16 protein-coding genes are annotated in these 16,431 nt (G+C 55.8%); 11 read left to right on the forward strand and 5 right to left on the reverse strand.

The genetic code is table 11. The features are described from left to right. Nucleotides 1-19: 19 nt before the first annotated feature. The 3 genes from KW840_RS22425 to KW840_RS22435 are packed head-to-tail and all read right to left on the reverse strand — an operon-like array spanning nt 20 to nt 3,561. The gene (locus tag KW840_RS22425) at nt 20-1,471 is read right to left on the reverse strand and encodes an NAD-dependent succinate-semialdehyde dehydrogenase (protein WP_201783882.1); all 1,452 of its coding nucleotides are present in this window, start codon (nt 1,469-1,471) and stop codon (nt 20-22) included. A gap of 28 nt (nt 1,472-1,499) precedes the next feature. Beyond that, nucleotides 1,500-2,510, reverse strand: a complete 1,011-nt coding sequence (locus KW840_RS22430; RefSeq protein WP_056723304.1) for a dihydrodipicolinate synthase family protein — start codon at nt 2,508-2,510, stop codon at nt 1,500-1,502. 46 nt (nt 2,511-2,556) lie between these two features. Continuing rightward, nucleotides 2,557-3,561: an ornithine cyclodeaminase family protein gene (locus KW840_RS22435; protein WP_056723302.1), complete on the reverse strand. Its 1,005-nt coding sequence runs from the start codon at nt 3,559-3,561 to the stop codon at nt 2,557-2,559. Between the two features lie 500 nt (nt 3,562-4,061). Between KW840_RS22435 and KW840_RS22440 the strand changes: the two genes are divergently transcribed. Next, a complete protein-coding gene (locus KW840_RS22440; RefSeq protein ID WP_056723300.1) occupies nt 4,062-5,174 on the forward strand; it encodes an FAD-dependent oxidoreductase in 1,113 nt (370 codons plus the stop codon). A 107-nt stretch (nt 5,175-5,281) separates the two neighbouring features. Here the strand turns inward: KW840_RS22440 and KW840_RS22445 are convergent, their stop codons facing one another. Then, nucleotides 5,282-5,875 (reverse strand): TetR/AcrR family transcriptional regulator, encoded by a 594-nt coding sequence (locus tag KW840_RS22445; protein ID WP_056723297.1) that lies wholly within the window; start codon nt 5,873-5,875, stop codon nt 5,282-5,284. Nucleotides 5,876-6,208: 333 nt separating this feature from the next. Between KW840_RS22445 and KW840_RS22450 the strand changes: the two genes are divergently transcribed. The 7 genes from KW840_RS22450 (at nt 6,209) to KW840_RS22480 (ending at nt 12,281) form a co-directional block, all read left to right on the forward strand. Continuing rightward, nucleotides 6,209-6,451 carry a hypothetical protein gene (locus KW840_RS22450; RefSeq protein ID WP_218497874.1) on the forward strand — a complete coding sequence of 81 codons (243 nt, stop codon included), beginning with the start codon at nt 6,209-6,211 and terminating at the stop codon, nt 6,449-6,451. Nucleotides 6,452-6,453: 2 nt separating this feature from the next. Further along, the gene (locus KW840_RS22455) at nt 6,454-6,909 is read left to right on the forward strand and encodes a hypothetical protein (RefSeq protein ID WP_218497875.1); all 456 of its coding nucleotides are present in this window, start codon (nt 6,454-6,456) and stop codon (nt 6,907-6,909) included. A 3-nt stretch (nt 6,910-6,912) separates the two neighbouring features. Beyond that, entirely contained in the window at nt 6,913-8,589 is a 1,677-nt protein-coding gene (locus tag KW840_RS22460) for an FAD-binding oxidoreductase (RefSeq protein ID WP_218497876.1), read from the forward strand. Further along, nucleotides 8,586-8,930 carry a cytochrome c gene (locus KW840_RS22465; protein WP_082562920.1) on the forward strand — a complete coding sequence of 115 codons (345 nt, stop codon included), beginning with the start codon at nt 8,586-8,588 and terminating at the stop codon, nt 8,928-8,930. The genes KW840_RS22460 and KW840_RS22465 overlap by 4 nt, the downstream gene beginning before the upstream one ends. Continuing rightward, nucleotides 8,927-10,099 carry an MFS transporter gene (locus KW840_RS22470; protein ID WP_056723289.1) on the forward strand — a complete coding sequence of 391 codons (1,173 nt, stop codon included), beginning with the start codon at nt 8,927-8,929 and terminating at the stop codon, nt 10,097-10,099. The genes KW840_RS22465 and KW840_RS22470 overlap by 4 nt, the downstream gene beginning before the upstream one ends. Nucleotides 10,100-10,142: 43 nt before the next feature. After that, complete coding sequence (locus KW840_RS22475) at nt 10,143-10,916, forward strand: SDR family NAD(P)-dependent oxidoreductase (protein WP_056723287.1); 774 nt, start codon at nt 10,143-10,145, stop codon at nt 10,914-10,916. Nucleotides 10,917-10,982: 66 nt separating this feature from the next. Next, entirely contained in the window at nt 10,983-12,281 is a 1,299-nt protein-coding gene (locus KW840_RS22480; RefSeq protein ID WP_218497877.1) for an NADH:flavin oxidoreductase, read from the forward strand. Nucleotides 12,282-12,403: 122 nt separating this feature from the next. On the opposite strand, the gene KW840_RS29055 is transcribed toward KW840_RS22480, so the two are convergent. Continuing rightward, on the reverse strand, nt 12,404-13,027 hold the full coding sequence (locus KW840_RS29055; RefSeq protein WP_056723284.1) for a TetR/AcrR family transcriptional regulator: 624 nt from the start codon (nt 13,025-13,027) through the stop codon (nt 12,404-12,406). Between the two features lie 603 nt (nt 13,028-13,630). Here KW840_RS29055 and KW840_RS22490 point away from each other — a divergent pair. The 3 genes from KW840_RS22490 to hpaR all read left to right on the forward strand — a co-directional run bounded on the left by KW840_RS22490 (nt 13,631) and on the right by hpaR (nt 16,380). Beyond that, nucleotides 13,631-14,800 (forward strand): p-hydroxyphenylacetate 3-hydroxylase oxygenase component, encoded by a 1,170-nt coding sequence (locus KW840_RS22490; RefSeq protein ID WP_056723282.1) that lies wholly within the window; start codon nt 13,631-13,633, stop codon nt 14,798-14,800. A gap of 77 nt (nt 14,801-14,877) precedes the next feature. After that, the gene (locus tag KW840_RS22495) at nt 14,878-15,828 is read left to right on the forward strand and encodes a p-hydroxyphenylacetate 3-hydroxylase reductase component (protein WP_090454399.1); all 951 of its coding nucleotides are present in this window, start codon (nt 14,878-14,880) and stop codon (nt 15,826-15,828) included. Between the two features lie 129 nt (nt 15,829-15,957). Continuing rightward, a complete protein-coding gene (gene hpaR / locus KW840_RS22500) occupies nt 15,958-16,380 on the forward strand; it encodes a homoprotocatechuate degradation operon regulator HpaR (protein ID WP_056723279.1) in 423 nt (140 codons plus the stop codon). Nucleotides 16,381-16,431: the final 51 nt, after the last annotated feature.

Raw genomic sequence — 16,431 nt, forward strand, 5'->3', positions numbered from 1 at the left:
CTCACCCACTATCGCCGGCTTACAAGCCGCCCAGTGCGACGTACTTGATTTCCAGGTAGTCGTCGATCCCGTATTTTGAGCCTTCCCGGCCAAGTCCGGAGGTCTTCACGCCGCCGAAGGGTGCAACTTCTGTGGAGATCATCCCCTCGTTGACGCCCACCATGCCGAACTCAAGATTGTCGACGACACGGAAGATCAGACCGACGTCACGTGCGTACACATAGGCTGCCAAGCCAAAAGGTGTGTCGTTGGCCATCGCAATTGCCTCGTCCTCAGTCTCGAAACGGAAGAGGGGAGCGACAGGGCCGAAGGTTTCATCATTGAAGATCAGTGCATCGCGTGACACATCGGTGAGCACTGTTGGCTCGAAGTAACTACCGCCCAAGGGGTGACGCTTGCCTCCGGTAGCAATGCGTGCACCTTTTTTCACCGCATCGGCAATGTGCTCTTCGACCTTTTGCACTGCATCCCCATTGATGAGCGGACCCAGTACCACACCGTCATCCATGCCATTACCAACCCTGAGCGCAGCGGCTGCATCCGCGAGCTTCTTCGCAAACTGATCGTAAACACCCGATTGAACGAGCATGCGGTTGGCGGCAACGCAGGCTTGACCTGTGTTGCGGTACTTGGCGGCAATTGCACCTTTCACTGCGGCATCGATATCAGCATCGTCAAAGACGATGAACGGCGCGTTGCCGCCCAGTTCCATACTCGCCTTTTTGATGGTCGGAGCGCACTGGGCCAGCAGCAGCGATCCAACTTCGGTCGAACCTGTGAAAGACAACTTCCGAACGACCGGGTTTGCGGTGAGCTCCCCGCCGATTGCGCGGGCCGAGCCCGTGACGACGTTGCACACACCAGGCGGCAGACCGGCGCGCTCGGCGAGTACGGCCAAAGCCAGTGCCGAAAGGGGGGTCTGACTGGCCGGCTTGATAACTCCAGCGCAACCAACCGCCCAGCCCGGACCGGCTTTGCGTGTAATCATCGCGGAGGGGAAGTTCCACGGTGTGATGGCTGCAAAAACACCGATAGGGGCTTTCTGCACGAGAATGCGCCGACCGTCTACATTCTGCGGAATGATGTCGCCATTCACGCGCTTCGCCTCTTCCCCGAACCATTCGATGAAGCTTGCGGCGTAAAGGATTTCGCCACGGGATTCCACCAAGGGCTTACCCTGTTCGGCCGTCAGGATGACCGCCAGGTCCTCGATGTTTTCAAGCATTAGCTCATAGAGCTTGCGCAGGACCTTTGCACGCTCCTTTGGCAGCGTCTTGCGCCATCCCTGCATGGCGCGTTCGGCCGCTGCGATTGCGCGGCGAGTCTCGGACTCTCCACCGTTTGGTACGCGCGCTACCCATTCACCAGTGGCTGGATTGCGGATCTCGATTGTCTGGCCACTGTCTGCCTGGACCCATTCGCCGTCGATCAACATTGCCTGACGCAGCAGGTCGGGGTCTTTCAGATTCAAGGTTGCGGTGCTATTCATCGGGCAGACCTCAAATGGAGTTACGACCGATGAAGAAGGCTTCATCGAGGTCGGTGGTCGGGTTCAGTCCAGCAGCTTCCAGCCCTTTACGTAGCACAGCCATGTCGCGCTGGTACACACGTTGGGTCGGGTGCGGCATAGGACCACCGTTGTAACCCTGCAACCAGCCTTGGTATTTCCACATCATGCGATTGAGAAGCCCGTTTGCCGCCATTGGGAGGCTTGCAAACGCTTTACGTGCCGGATCCATTTTGTACCAGAGCTGAGTTGCCTCATCGTAGTTGCCCGCACGGATCAACTTGTGGATCTGTGGTAGCAATGGGCCGTAGTAAGAGGAGTAGTTGGTTCCGCAGAATGGGATGTCCATCACTTGTGCCAAAGGCACGTACTCATACTCAAGCGGAGATGAGATAACGACTTCTTCATGGAATTCGCGGTGAACTTCGATCGCCGACATGATGTAAGGCAGTCCGCCTTCGGCTTTGATTGCAACGACGTTGGGGATCTCGTCGACCATGCGACGCAGCACCGCCAGCGGAATATCGGCAGGGTGCAAGCGGCTGAAACCCCAGGCGGGCAGCGGGAAGATGATTACGCCCAGGTTCGTCGCGTCGCAGATCGCCTTGGTGTACTCGAATACTTCGTCATAGGACTTCGGATAGAAGAACGGAGGATAGCCAAGCAGTACAAGGTCGGCGCCGGCAGCTTCGGCTCGCTTCACGGCCTCAATGTTATCTTCCAGCGTGTTGAACACCGCGTGGTGAACGATCACGAGACGGCCGGCTGCTTGATCGGCCATGATTTGACAGAACTCACCGTACTGCTCTTGGGTGATGGCTACCTCCGAGCAGGACAGCGAACCGACGAAGCCATGCTTGATTGCCAGTTCTACGTCGTGGCGAACGGCTTTCTCATTGATGCGTTTGAAGTCGGAGGTCATTGTTGGAATCGTAACGTTGGCGACCCCAACGAGTTTTTCGCGTGCCCAGTCTCGAGCGTCTTTCTTATTGTAATTGGCCATGTAAGGCTCCTGTTAGTCAGGGTTGGTGATAGTCGTCGCTGTTCGCTCAGCGCTTTGTTTCAAAATCGATTGGCAGTGGTGTTGCGAGCCCTGCTTCAAGTGCCTTGGTCAGGATGAGTTCCGCTACCACAATGTCTTGAAGACCACCGCCGACTGACTTAAACATCGGGGCCTTGGCTTGCTTCAACTGTTCACTGCAGGCGCCACTCATCAGGTCAGACAGGCTGAAGGCTTTGTGTCGAAATTCGATCCCGGCGGTATGGGCAGCAAGCATGTCTCCTGTCTCTTCCAGCACTTCTTCCAGGGTGTCGCAGATGATCAAGTCACTGCGCTCTACGACGGAAATGTCTATTTCACGCTGCTCCGGGATGGTCGAACCGATCGAAACGACAATGGCGTCCGGCTTCAACCACTCGCCGAACAAAATCGGCTTTTCATCGCGTGAGCGTGCGGCAGTCAGCACGATGTCGGCGCCTTCCACGGCCTCTTGTGCCGAACCAACTCCGCGAGCGGGTACACCGAGATCTCGCGTCGCCGCTGTGGCAAACGCTTCGCGCCGTTCAGGCGTCGGGCTGTAGACGGTTATTTCGGTCAGTTCGCGGACACTTGCGAAGGCACGGGTGTGCATCGAGGCTTCCAACCCACTTCCAATGACGGCTAGACGAACAGGTTTCTGTGGGGCGAGGCGGTCAAGGGCTGCTGCCGACGTAGCAGCAGTCCGGAATCCAGTCATCAGATTTGCGTCAATGAAAGCGGCAATGCGATTGGTCGTTCGGTCAAACAGAACGATGACGTATTCGATCCCCGGTGGCGCATCGCCCATGTTCGACCCCATCAGCTTGGCGCCGAAGTAGCGTCCACTTGCCGGAATTGCCGGCAAGGTGCGAAGCCAGGTTTTTTCAAGACTTGCAACGGTACGAGGCGGGGTAGCCCTGGCTGGCAAATGTTGCCCATAAGCGGCCTGAAGCGCGGCAATCGCATCTTTCCAACGGAAAACGGCCTGCGCGGCAGCGCTTGAAACGAACACGGGAGACTGGGAATTAGCGGTCATGCGTCGAGCTCCGAAACGGCAGAGAGAGTTGAAGTAAACGCGAGGCGGCCTACGTAAGCCGCGCTCCGGCTATGAATAGCTATCTAATTGAAGGTAGCACTAACAAAACGATGCGTATACAAAGTATTGTTGTCTGAGATTGGCGTTGTCAATGGCTCTATTGCGTAAATCTAGGTTTTACTCGGCATGGTTGCGGAAACAAAACGGAACGTATAGATTTGGTTTGTTCTTAGCAACGCCGATGTCTGGTGAGCGGCATGAAGCGCGGGATGCGAGGGTAGTTGAAGGCTTGGACAGTCCTGCCCAGTGGATTTGCTCGTCGCTGCAATTGAAGCAGTACTGCGCGACGCCTGAAGGCTTGCCGCAGATGACTATACGAGGGCTATACCCGGTCGCGGATGTCTCTTGCCGAGGCGTACTTCGATGTACCGGAATTGGCAAACAAGCTGTGTAATTGAGTAGCAGCTACCACCCGCCATAGAAGCGGAGAGGAGACAAGAATGAGTCAAGTTAAACGCGTTTTGATTGTAGGCAGCGGAATCGGCGGTGCCACCGCAGCTTATGCACTGCGCAGGGCGGGAGTGGACGTCCACTGTATTGATATCAAGCCGGGGATTCCCTCGGCAGGGTCTGGCATTTGCCTGTTACACAACACGGTCCGAGCATTGGACATGATCGGATTGGCGGAGCCTTGTCTCGACAGTGGTATGCGATTCGACGCGTTTCGGCAATTCGATTCCTCAGGTCAACTCCTGCGATCGGACCCTGCACCCCCCAGCTGTGGCATCCGTCGGCCAGAACTTGCTCGAATCCTGGAGTCGGCAGCGCAAGGGGCTGGGGCGGTTCTGGATAAAGGGTTGACGATCGAACATCTCGACGACCGTGGGGACTGCGTCGAAGTTAAATTCTCGGATGGTCGCGAGGCTACCTATGACTTGGTAGTGGCTGCGGATGGAGCCTACTCCAAGCTCCGCGATCAGGTTTTCGGTACTGAGTGCAGGCCGCATTTTGCAGGTCAGAGTGTCTGGCGTTTCAACGCGCCGCGTCCGGCTCAGATTGATGGGTTCTGTCTGTACCGCAGCCCGACAGGGAAAACGGTGGGTTCTTTCCCGACATCGGAGAACAGCTGCTACCTGTTTTATCTCGAGAACAGTGTGGAGCCTCTGCGGGTACCAGAGGATCAAGCGAGCGCGATGATTCGCGAACGCCTTGCCGAATATACCGCGCCCGCTGTATTGGAAGCTCTTGAGCAGGTGACCGATGCCAGGCAGGTTATCTTCCGTCCGCTGGATATCACGCTGGTGCCGGCACCTTGGTACCGCGGCCGCGTAGTGCTCATCGGCGATGCTGCACATTCACCAACACCGCATATGACGTCTGGAGGTGGCATGGCCATCGAAGATGCCGTCGTGCTTGCAGACTGCATATCCAAGACCCAATCTGTTAACGAGGCATTGGCGATGTATAGCGAGCGCCGATTTGAACGGTGCAAAATCATTTGCGAAGCTTCATTACAACTTTGTCGCTATGAGCAGGAAGACCCACTGAAAAATAGAGAGCAGTCGGCGGCTCTATTGCTGAAAACCTATCAATACTTGGGGCAGCCTATCTAAAGCACCAGGTTGACGTTATCTGTCAAAAAGTCCCGATTCACCTCTCAGGGTGAATCGGGACTGAGTCAACTCATACTTTATAACGATCAGCAGCCAAACAGTGCTGTTCAGTTTTCTGAGTTCGTTACTCCCAGCAAGTGGTATATGTAGTCGATATGCGACTTGGCAAACTCCTCGTTCAATGGGGCGTGGCCAACCAACAAGCGCATGTAGACTGCTGAGTAGATGATGTCCATAAGCGACTCGACATCGGTGTCGCTTGGGATCTCGCCGCTGCGTTTCCATTCTTCAAGTGTTTCTTTAACTATCGCGCGTCGCCCATAGTGGAATCTCTCTCGAAAGGCTCGTAATACTGAAGGGTCAGATTGTCCCTCGGCTATGATTTGAGCAAGTATTCGGCCTGGCCAACCAGAAAACTGCTCTACCAGTGTGCGGAAATGAGCAGCGATGGCCTTTTTGGGACCGAGTTCAATTGGCAGTGGGGTCTTGAGAAGATGGTTTTCAATGAATGCGTCAATCACGAGCAATGCTTTAGAGTCCCACCATCTGTAGATCGTTGCTTTGCTGACACCGGCTTCCTTTGCAATTGCCTCAATCGAGATGGCCTGAATAGAGTTCTCGTGTAGCAACTTGATGGTCGAATTCAGTATTTGCAGTCGAGTAGCTTCGCTGCGTGGTCGTCCTAAAGACTTCTCCTGCATAAAGTATTCCTTAATAAATGACTAATTTTAACAGGAGCGTAAAGCTGCATGTGCTCACTCTGCGGCGTGGGCGGCTGCCTGCTGAAATCAAGCTGAGGCGTTTCTGATCGTAGCCAACAGACCACTCAAGAAGCAATGTAAAAAAACGCTTTGGGCTTGGCTTGGCGAGTGTGGAAGGCCCATGAGGGCTGACTCCGTAGGCAGGTGAAGGCTGCCAGCTGACGAAACCGAAAAAAGTAAGCTTGCACAAAACGGTACGGATCGTATATTTTTGTTTCGCGCATATGAAGCCTGTCACGGGCACAACAACAAGAACGCGCGGAGGAAACAAACATGCATCAGGGTTCGAGCCTGAAAGGCGATGTTGCGACCGTTACCATTGTGGGCCGCATCTGGCACTCGACCAGTGAACAGGTGGCTGAACGCGACAAGCAATTCGCGTCCGCTGATTTCCAAAACTTCCCCGTCAACGCTGCTTCGACGCGCGATACCAACGGCTCGATCCTCGACGCCGATCTCAGTCTCTTAATCGGGGTTCAGAGCTCCGCTACATTCCTCAACATTTTCGGGGAGTGAGCATGTCGATCCCCAATATTTCCAATCTCGGATTTGGGCGGCGCCAGTTTCTCGTGTCCACCGCAAGTGCCGCGACGCTCGCCATGCTGGGGGCGCTACCGGTGCTCGCGAAGCCATCCGGAGAGATCGCTCGAGAACCATTCGACCCCAGTCAGTTTGACGTTCGCTTTGTCGTGACGGACCGCCGATTGCCGCAAAGCCTGGCTTTCGCCATTGAGCATGCCAAAAAAGGCAGTGCGCGGCTTGAAGTCACGAATGGACTCACGAGGCTTTGGCAGGAATCGCTCGTACCGTTTTGGCGTGAGCAAGGTGGCGCTGTCGCCGGACTCACCACGCGCGAGGTTTGGCATTGCCTTGCAGAACAAGCACGCAGCCAGTCGCGCCGTACTGTTGTGCTGCATCAGTACGACGTACCGGCGAGCCAACCCAATCCTTTGGTTTCATGGATCATCGCGTGAATTATGAGAACACCCCCGAATGTTTCCCCCGAAGTTTTTTCCGTCGCGCTACAGGCGTTTGCTGGTGTAGTCGGAAAAGAATGGGTCTTCGTTGAGGACGAGGATCTGTTTCCCTACCGTGATTCTTATTCCCCGCTGCGCGACACGCCCGAGGATCGAAGCGCATCAGCTGCCGTGGCGCCCGGTTCGGTTGAAGAGGTGCAGGCGGTCGTGCGCATTGCCGATAAGCACCGCATACCGCTTTATACGATTTCCACCGGCAAAAACCTCGGCTACGGCGGTTCAGCGCCCAATCATGGCGGCAGTGTTGTGCTGGATCTGAAGCGGATGAACCGCATCATTGAGGTCAACGAAAGCAATGGCTACGCAATCGTGGAGCCCGGCGTCAGCTATTTCGATCTGTATAACTACATCCAGGAACGTGGCCTGAAAGTGTGGTTGGATGTCGCCGACCCCGGCTGGGGCAGTGTGGTTGGCAATGCGCTTGACCATGGAGTAGGTCACACGCTGTCGCGCTTTCGCAACCATTTCGATTCGCACTGCGGAATGGAGGTGGTGCTGGCAAATGGGGAGGTGGTTCGAACAGGAATGGGAGCGCTTCCCGGTTCCCAGACGTGGGGGCAATTCAAGATGGGCATGGGGCCGATCCTGGATGGCATTTTTTCCCAGTCCAATTTCGGCGTTGTCACCAAGATGGGCATTTGGTTGATGCCGGCACCAGAAGCCTTCATGCATGGCATGGTGATGGCCGCGCGTTATGACGACCTGCACGCGGTAGTGGAATTGCTCAAGTACGTCGAGAACACTGGGTTAGCCCCTGGTGCTCCGGAAATGGGTAGCCCGCTGCTGGGTGTCAGCAATTACACGAAACACCTTGTCGACGCATTTTATGATGGCCCGCCGCAGTTGCAGAAGCCGCATGCCGAGCTGGTTGCGAAAGCCAGCGTCGGCTTTTCGGCAGAGTTGCAGAAGTATGGACAGGACAACAACATTCCTTACTGGGTGCTTAACCTGAAGTTCTACGGACCACCGAAGGTGATCCAGGCCCAGTGGGAGGCGGTACAGGAGCTGGCCGCAAAGTCGATCAAGGGAGTGCGCTTTCAGGCTGGCCAGATTCAGACCGATCCGCGCAAGGCTTCCGCTGAGTGGACGGTTTACCCACAGGATGTGGGTGTACCAAACATGGACTTCTTCGGTATGGGCACGCGTGCCGGAGGCAACCCGCACCCAATGCGCGGCCATATGTGGTTCTCTCCAGTCATTCCACAGACTGCGCAAGGCATCCTCGAAGCCAACCGTGTCTTCGAAGAAGCGCACCGCACCATGCCTGCGCTGCAGAATGTGCCGATCTGGAACCTCAGGCCTTTTGCGTTGCCTGCGCCGTTTTTCGAGCGCGCTTTCCTTTTCATCGTGGGCTTCCCGATTACCGATGATACGGCGATGAACAAAGCCTCCATCAAGGCGTATCGGACGCTGCTCGATATTGGCGCACAGCATGGCTGGGGCGAATATCGTTGCCACCCGGAATTCCAGGACCAGGCCATGGGCCTGTATTCGTACAACAACAACAGCCTGCTGCGCTTGAACGAGGTCATCAAGGACGCCATCGATCCTAACGGAACTCTTTCGCCGGGCCGCTACGGCATCTGGCCCAAGCATTTGAGGAAGGGCACCAAATGAAAACGAACAGTTTCATCGTGCTGATGATGCTGGCAGGTCTGGCAGTCGCCTCCGAACCGGCCAGGGACGTCGAACCGGGTCAGCGTGGCAAGCAGGTTTTCGATCAGTGGTGTGCGATCTGTCACGCCGCAGCTTCACGCATGCCTGGCACAGCTTCGCTGGCGGCCAAGTATGGCCGCAGCTTACCGGCTGCATTGGAAGAGCGCACTGACATGCCCCCGGCCTTCATCAAGTATTTCGTTCGCAACGGCGTACTGATCATGCCGGCATTTCGTAAAACCGAAATAACCGACGCCGACCTTGAATTGCTTGTCGACTACCTAAAGGCTAAAGACCAATGAGCTCACATTCTGTTTCTGACTCTCTGACGAAGGCTGCTGGCAACCGGAAGGAAGCCCGCTACGGTACCGCGGCGCTCGTCATCGGGCATTGCGCTGGCCTGATGGATATCACCACTTTGCCGATCTGGGTTGGAATCGTCCTGATCGGGCAACTGGCACTTGATCCGCAGCGTGCCGGGTTCCTTCTGACTCTGTTCCTCGGGTCGGTCGTGCTCAGCAGCCTGTGTATTGCACCAAAACTATCCCGACTCAACCGCAAGCGCATAACGTCGGCGGCTTATGCCGTGGCGGGTATGGCCTTCGCCAGCATGCCAAGCGTAAGTGGTAGCTATACCCTTTTGGCTTCGGCGCATGTCGTGGCAGGTCTGGCGGTCGGCTGCGGCCTGTCGATCGTTCACGGGACGATGGGTGGCACTGCTAATCCGCACCGCACAGCGGCAATGGCATTTAGCTCGCTGAGCCTACTGTCCATCCTGGTGATGGCGACGCTGCCTCCGCTAGTGGGCAAGAACGGCCCGAACATATTCTTCTACACAATGTCGGGCATCATGTTTGCTGCCGCACTCGCCGCACTGCTGGCTTTTCCGAAGGTCGCCCGTGCGATCCAGCACGATCGATCCAAGCTCGCCAAGTTGCCTACGCGAGTATGGTTCGGCATCACTGGCGTGAGTCTATTGATGGTGAGCCATTCGATGGTCTTCGGATTCATCGAGCGTGTAGGAGGCTGGCACGGATTCAGCGCGGCGCAGATCACCACGGTGCTTGTCATCAGTGGCGTCGTGAATCTCGTACCTGTCGCCCTTTCCAATCTCCTTGAACGCCGCTTGCCGGCCTCGGGCGTAGTCATGGCGGGACCTCTGATACAAGCCACTGCAGCAGTTGCTGTGACCCAGTTTAGTGGTTACGGGGTTTACATCGTAGCGACCTCAGTTCTCATCGCCGTCGTCACATTCACCCATGTGTTCGCATTCGGGGTACTTGCGCGACTGGATCCGTCCGGTCGCGTGGTCGCAGCCACTCCGGTGATGGTCATGGCGGGTTCGGCTACTGGCCCACTCCTGGGGGGCGTGCTCGCCCTGCATGTTGGCTATGGCAGCTTGGGCTGGGCGGCATTGGCGTTGGGGCTTTTGTCCGCCCTCTGCTTTCGTCTAGGTACCCGTAAGGCGTGATGTAAAACAACAAAAATATGAAGTCCCTTACGAGAGGGTTGGTATGAGCAAGCGATTGCAGGACAAGGTGGTTTTACTGACCGGCATTGGCAGTGGGATGGGGCGCGAGACAGCTCGACTGTTCGCCAGTGAAGGCGCAATCGTTGTCGGCTGTGACATCAATCCGCAGACGGCCGCAGAAACCGCAAAACTGGTAGAAAGCGATGGTCATTCCATCGATGTGGTTGCTCCTGTTGACCTCAGCGACCGCGACGATGTAGCGCGTTGGATCGATGGTGCTGCTGCTCGGCATGGCCGCATTGACGCGCTTTACAATAATGCCAGCCTGCCGCGTTTTGCGCCTTTTGCGATGCAGAGCGACGCCGATTATGTCTTCACTATTCAGAATGAGCTCGATCTCGTCTGGCGTGCTTGCCAGCTTGCCTGGCCATATCTGGTGAAGTCCAAAGGTGCCATCGTCAACATCGGCTCCGGTGCTGGCATGCAGGGAGCGAGAACGTTGCCGCAGGCTGCGCATGCCGCGGCGAAGGGGGCGGTCCTTGCCTTGACGCGCCAACTGGCCGCAGAAGGCGTCGCTGTTGGTGTACGGGTTAACTCGGTCAGCCCTGGTGTAATGAACACCCCGCCGGTTCAGGCGATGTATCGGGAGTTTGGCGACAAGGCACCCGTGGCCCCGATCGTGGAGCGCACCCTGACGGGTAAGCCGGGCGAGCCGATCGCTGTCGCTTGGGCAGGCCTTTACCTGACCTCTGATGAGTCTAAATGGGTCACTGGGATCAATATTCCCGTGGACGGTGGCGCCAGCTCAATCATGTAAGTCGATTCGGATTCAGTTGATTGAACCCGGCAAGCCGACCCTATACAGGCAAGAGTAGTTTTGACCATGACCAACATTTCGATGAATACAAGCAATGCAGCCAAGGTGCTGGCAAGCCCGCTGCAGATCAATGGATTGCAGATTAAAAACCGCATTATCCTTGGGCCGATGGCGGTACTTCGCCCGACCGAGGACGGCCGCCCAAGTGAGCAGACCATCGCGTTCCTCAAGCGTCGTGCGCAGGGCGGGGTGGGCCTGGTCATCGTTGGTGGATCGGTATGCAGCGAACGAGCCTGGAATGAGTCGCCGTTTTCGCCAAACCTTCGCTTTGACAAAGACGCTTTCGTCGATGACCTCAAGCGTGTGTCCGATGCTGTACATGAATGTGGTGCAGCAGTGTTCGCGCAGCTGTTTCCGAGCTTCGGCCGCATGGGCGTGCCGCGCAACGGTCAGTGGATTTTGGCGGCCAGCCCGAAGCCGGTGAACCTGGGGGCTGGCGGCTTGCCCAACCATCTCTTTATCCCCGGTGGCCGAATAACACCAGTGCCACACGAGGCCAGCATCCAGGAGATCAAGGACATCGAGGCGAGCGTCGTCGCCGGTGCACGCCGGGCCAAGGCTAGTGGTTTCGATGGCGTCGAGATTGGCGCACACATGTGCTACTTCTACTCGTCCTTTTTGTCCCCGCTGGCCAATCAACGCACCGATGAATACGGTGGTTCGGTTGCGAATCGCGCTAGAGCCTTGCGCGATGTGGTTGCAGCAGTGCGCGCCGAAGTCGGCCCGGATTATCCGGTGGGGGTGCGTATGAGTGTGAATGACCATATGCCCGACGGCCAGGGGCCGGAGGGTTACGCTGAGGTCGCAGTGCACATCGCCGAGGTCGGCCTAGACTTCATCTCGCTAAGCGAGGGCAACTACGAGTCGATGCGTGACAATGTGCCGAGTACTTCCGGCAACATGCTGAACCACGGGGAGCCGCAGGCCTTCCGCAAGGCACTGGGTAGCGGGGTGCTCCTGTTCCTTTCCAGTACTCCAGATCCCCGGCAAGCGGCGGCGGCTATTTGGGACGGCGATGTCGATGCAAGCATGCTGGCACGACAGATGCTGGCCGACCCTGATTATGCGTTGAAGGTAATCGAAGGTCGTGAGGCTGAGATCGTGTGGTGCGACCATGCCAATTCCTGTTTACGCAGGCTGGTACTCAACGCGCCGGTTGCCTGTCATAAAAACCCGGAGATGGGACGCGAGGATCCGAAAGCCAAACGTTCCAGTCCGGTTCAGAACCTGGGCGTCTGGGTAGCCGGTAACAATGTGCTGATGGGCGTTGCCGATAAGCTCGTCCGCGCTACGCAAAAGAAATGACCCAATTGGGGCGAGCATTTCGATCAGTCTTATAGCGAGATGAGCGGGGTGTTCGTTTCCAATGGCTCGACGTCGGTATCCGATCAACTCAACGCCTGCGCACTGAACTTGACCAATAACGACTAGGCCTCGGGGTCAGTGCTCTTGACACCCAGTAAGTGGTACACAAAGTTTATGTGCGACTCGGCAAACGCTTGGTTAAGTGGGGCGTGTCCAATCATGAGTCGCATGTAAACGGCCCCGTAAATCAAGTCCATCAGTATCTCGATATCCGTATCGGGAGATATCTCGCCGCTCACCCTCCATTCCTCTAGCGTTTCTCGAATTATCGCGCGCCTTCCATAATGAAACCGCTCTCGAAAATCTCTCAAAGTAGAGGGATCTGACTGACCTTCCGCGAGTATTTGTGCGACCAGTCGACCGGCCCAACCAGAGTATTGGTCTACGAGGGAGCGGAAGTGCTGAGCAATTGCCTCTCTCGGACCCAGTTCTCGTGGCAAGGCTGTCTTCAACATTTGGTTCTCTATGAACGCGTCGATAACGACTAACGCTTTGGAGTCCCACCACCGGTATATGGTTGATTTACTAACGCCAGCTTCTCGTGCTATCGCCTCGATTGAGATGGCTTGAATGGATTTTTCCTGCAGCAGCCTGATGGTGGCATCCAGGATCTGACGGCGTGTAGCTTCGCTTCGTGGGCGACCCACTATCGATTTGGTGGTCGATACAGGTTTGTTAGTCGACATTTTCAAGATCCCTTACCCAGGTGCATTTGTTTCTAAAAAACAAAAGCCCAGGATGGCTCTCGTCAAGGAAATAATTAGTATACGCAGTGTTCAGTATATTGCCTGTGCGTGAAAAATTCTACCTTGGCTGTGCTCAATCCAGCAGGAAAATGTTCGCTCGTAATAAGCTTGTTTTGTTGTTTTTAGCGCGGGCTAGGGTGCTCAAGCAGAAGGCTTTGTTGCAGTGAAAATTGCTTCGCTTGGTCGACACTCTACAAGTCATTGCGTTTCGTTTATATGAGGTTTTTCGCTCGGATCTGTTGTCGGTAAGTCGGCGGCGCGGGGGGCAAGTCAGGAGGGAAGGGCAGCGGCCATCTTTAAACAGTCAGCGATGAACATCACTTTCAGGTCCATTCTTCTTCGCGTTTTGTTCGTTGCTTAAAGACTCTATGAAAAGTGCAATCTTCTATTTGTAACGTGCATTTTTCGTAGTGCCCCAGCACCTCATACTGACCGGGTGCTGACGCGCTTACCCGCTTGCCATCTAGCGTACGGTGCCTTCTGGCGATGTTCGCAAGCGTCTGCCAAGCGGAGCGCCACTATCCAATAATAAAGAGACCGCCCATGAAAACTCCAAACCCGCTGCTGGAAGACCTGAAAGGTGTTCTGCCTACTATCGCGGCTAATGCCTTCGAGGCCGAACGCGCGCGTTGTGTTCCCGCCGAAAATATCGCTTTGCTCAAAGGTATTGGTATGCACCATGCGTTGCAGCCGAAAAAGTACGGCGGCATGGAGATCTCTCTGCCTCAGTTTGCCGACTGCATCGCATTGTTGGCCGGTTCCTGTGCCAGCACGGCCTGGGCCATGAGCCTTCTATGTACTCACAGTCATCAAATCGCAATGTTTTCCAGCAAGCTGCAGGATGAGATGTGGGGAAATGACCCCGATGCTACTGCCAGTAGCAGCATCGCGCCTTTTGGGCGCACCGAGGAGGTGGAGGGAGGCGTCACTTTCAGTGGTGAGATGGGATGGAGTTCAGGCTGTGATCATGCCGAATGGGCCATCATGGGGTTCTTTCGTGAGAATGCCGAAGGCACTCGGGATTATTGTTTCGCGGTGCTGCCAAGCAGTGACTACGAAATTCGTGATGACTGGTTTGCCGTTGGTATGCGTGGCAGCGGTAGCAAAACCCTGATCGTCAAGAATGCTTTCGTGCCCGAGCACCGAATCCAGAAAGCCAAGGACATGATCGAAGGCAAGTCGGCGGGCTTTGGTTTGTATCCGGACAGCAAGATTTTCTTCGCCCCTTATCGGCCTTATTTCGCCAGCGGTTTTTCGACTGTCAGCCTGGGTATTGCCGAGCGCATGCTGGATGTCTTTCGCGAGAAAACCCGCAACCGCGTCCGTGCCTACACCGGTGCCGCTGTCGGCGCAGCCACCCCGGCATTGATGCGCCTGGCCGAATCCACGCATCAAGTTGCGGCTGCCCGAGCGTTGCTGGAAAAAAGCTGGGAGGAGATTGCCGAATACAGCGAGCGCCACGAGTACCCTAGCCGCACCACGCTCACGTTCTGGCGTACCAATCAAGGCTATGCCACGAAAATGTGTATCCAGGCTGTGGACCGTCTGATGGAAGCGGCCGGCGGCGGCGCCTGGTTTGAAACCAACGAGTTGCAACGCCTTTTCCGCGACGCACATCTTACGGGGGCGCACGCCTATACCGACTATGACGTTTGTGCACAGATACTTGGTCGCGAACTGATGGGTCTTGAGCCCGATCCCTCAATGGCCTAAGGCCGTTCGCCCTCAAGCCACAAGCCCCTCATAAAAATAATCAGAGCGCGCCCAGGGGGCGTGCTCGGGAGTCTTGCATGTCCGATATTAATGAAATTGCAGCTTCTTCTGCCTTCGATTCGCGTGCATTTCGCCGCGCCTTAGGTAACTTCGCCACCGGTGTGACAGTGGTGACAGCCGCCGATCACGATGGCCGAAAAGTGGGGGTGACGGCCAATAGCTTCAACTCGGTGTCGCTCGATCCGCCGTTGATTCTCTGGAGTATCGATAAGCGATCAACCAGTCATGATGTATTTGCTGCCGCTACCCACTTTGCCGTGAATGTGCTTGCTGCAGATCAAATTGATTTGTCGAACAATTTCGCTCGTCCGAAAGACGATCGTTTTGCTGGCATCGAATACGAGTCAGGTCACGGAGGGGCGCCCATTCTTGCTGATTGCTCCGCGCGTTTTCAGTGCGAAAAATATCAGCAGGTGGACGGTGGTGATCATTGGATCATGATCGGTAAGGTAGTGGCTTTCGATGATTTTGGTCGTTCGCCGTTGCTGTACCACCAGGGCGCATACTCCATGGTGTTGCCCCACACGCGCATGACAAAAAGTGCTGAAGGTCAGCCGCCTAGCAGCCACTTCCAAGGAAGGCTGAGCCACAATTTGTACTACCTCATGACCCAAGCATTGCGCGCGTATCAGGCAAGCTATCAGCCGCGGCAATTGTCGACAGGTTTGCGGACAAGTGAGGCGCGTATGTTGATGGTGCTGGAGAACGATGCAGGGTTGAGCCTCACGGATCTGCAACGGGAGGTGGCGATGCCCGAGCGGGAAATCGAAGAGGCCGTCGCCAATCTCACTCGTAAGGGGCTGGTCTGTGAAGAAGATAAGCGCTTGCGTCTGACCGTTAAAGGTATCGATGAAACAGAAGGATTATGGACAATAGCCCGAGAACAGCAGGAAAAAGTCTTCAGTCAATTCAGTGACGATCAATTGGAAACCTTCAAGACTGTGTTGAAAGCGGTTATCAGGCTCTGACGTGCTCTGGTTAGCGATTAAATGGACGGCGCCTAAATGCGCCGTTTTTTTATGGACGCTAGAAACGTCATCGCTATTTCGGCGTGATAAGATAATTAACATGCTAACTGATTTTTGAGCCGTTTCTAAATGCCCAAGCACCGACAGTCTCTGACACTCAACCTGCTCCAGGCCCGGGAAGTGGCCATGAGCTTTTTCCGGCCTTCTCTGAAAGATATAGGCCTCACTGAGCAACAATGGCGGGTAGTGCGGATTCTCAGTCAGCAGGGCGAACTGGAGATCAATCGCTTGGCGGACTTGGCATGTATTCTCAAGCCCAGCATGACTGGCGTACTGGCGCGGATGGAGACCGCAGAGTTGGTCGAACGACGGCGCTCAGAACACGACCAGCGCCGAGTGCTGGTGAAACTGACCGCTGCCGGAGAGCGTTGCTTTGAAAGTATGAGCGGGCGCATGGAAGAGAACTATGAGCGCTTGCAGGAGCGCTACGGCGCGGAGAAGTTGCAGACGTTGTTGGTGTTGCTCAATGAGTTGAAGACACTGAAGCGTTGAGGCGGAATGGTCACCGCTGGCATTGATGTCTGCCAGCGGCGAGCATTTGCA

Source organism: Pseudomonas sp. PDM30 (assembly GCF_019218985.1).
GTDB lineage: Bacteria > Pseudomonadota > Gammaproteobacteria > Pseudomonadales > Pseudomonadaceae > Aquipseudomonas > Aquipseudomonas jessenii.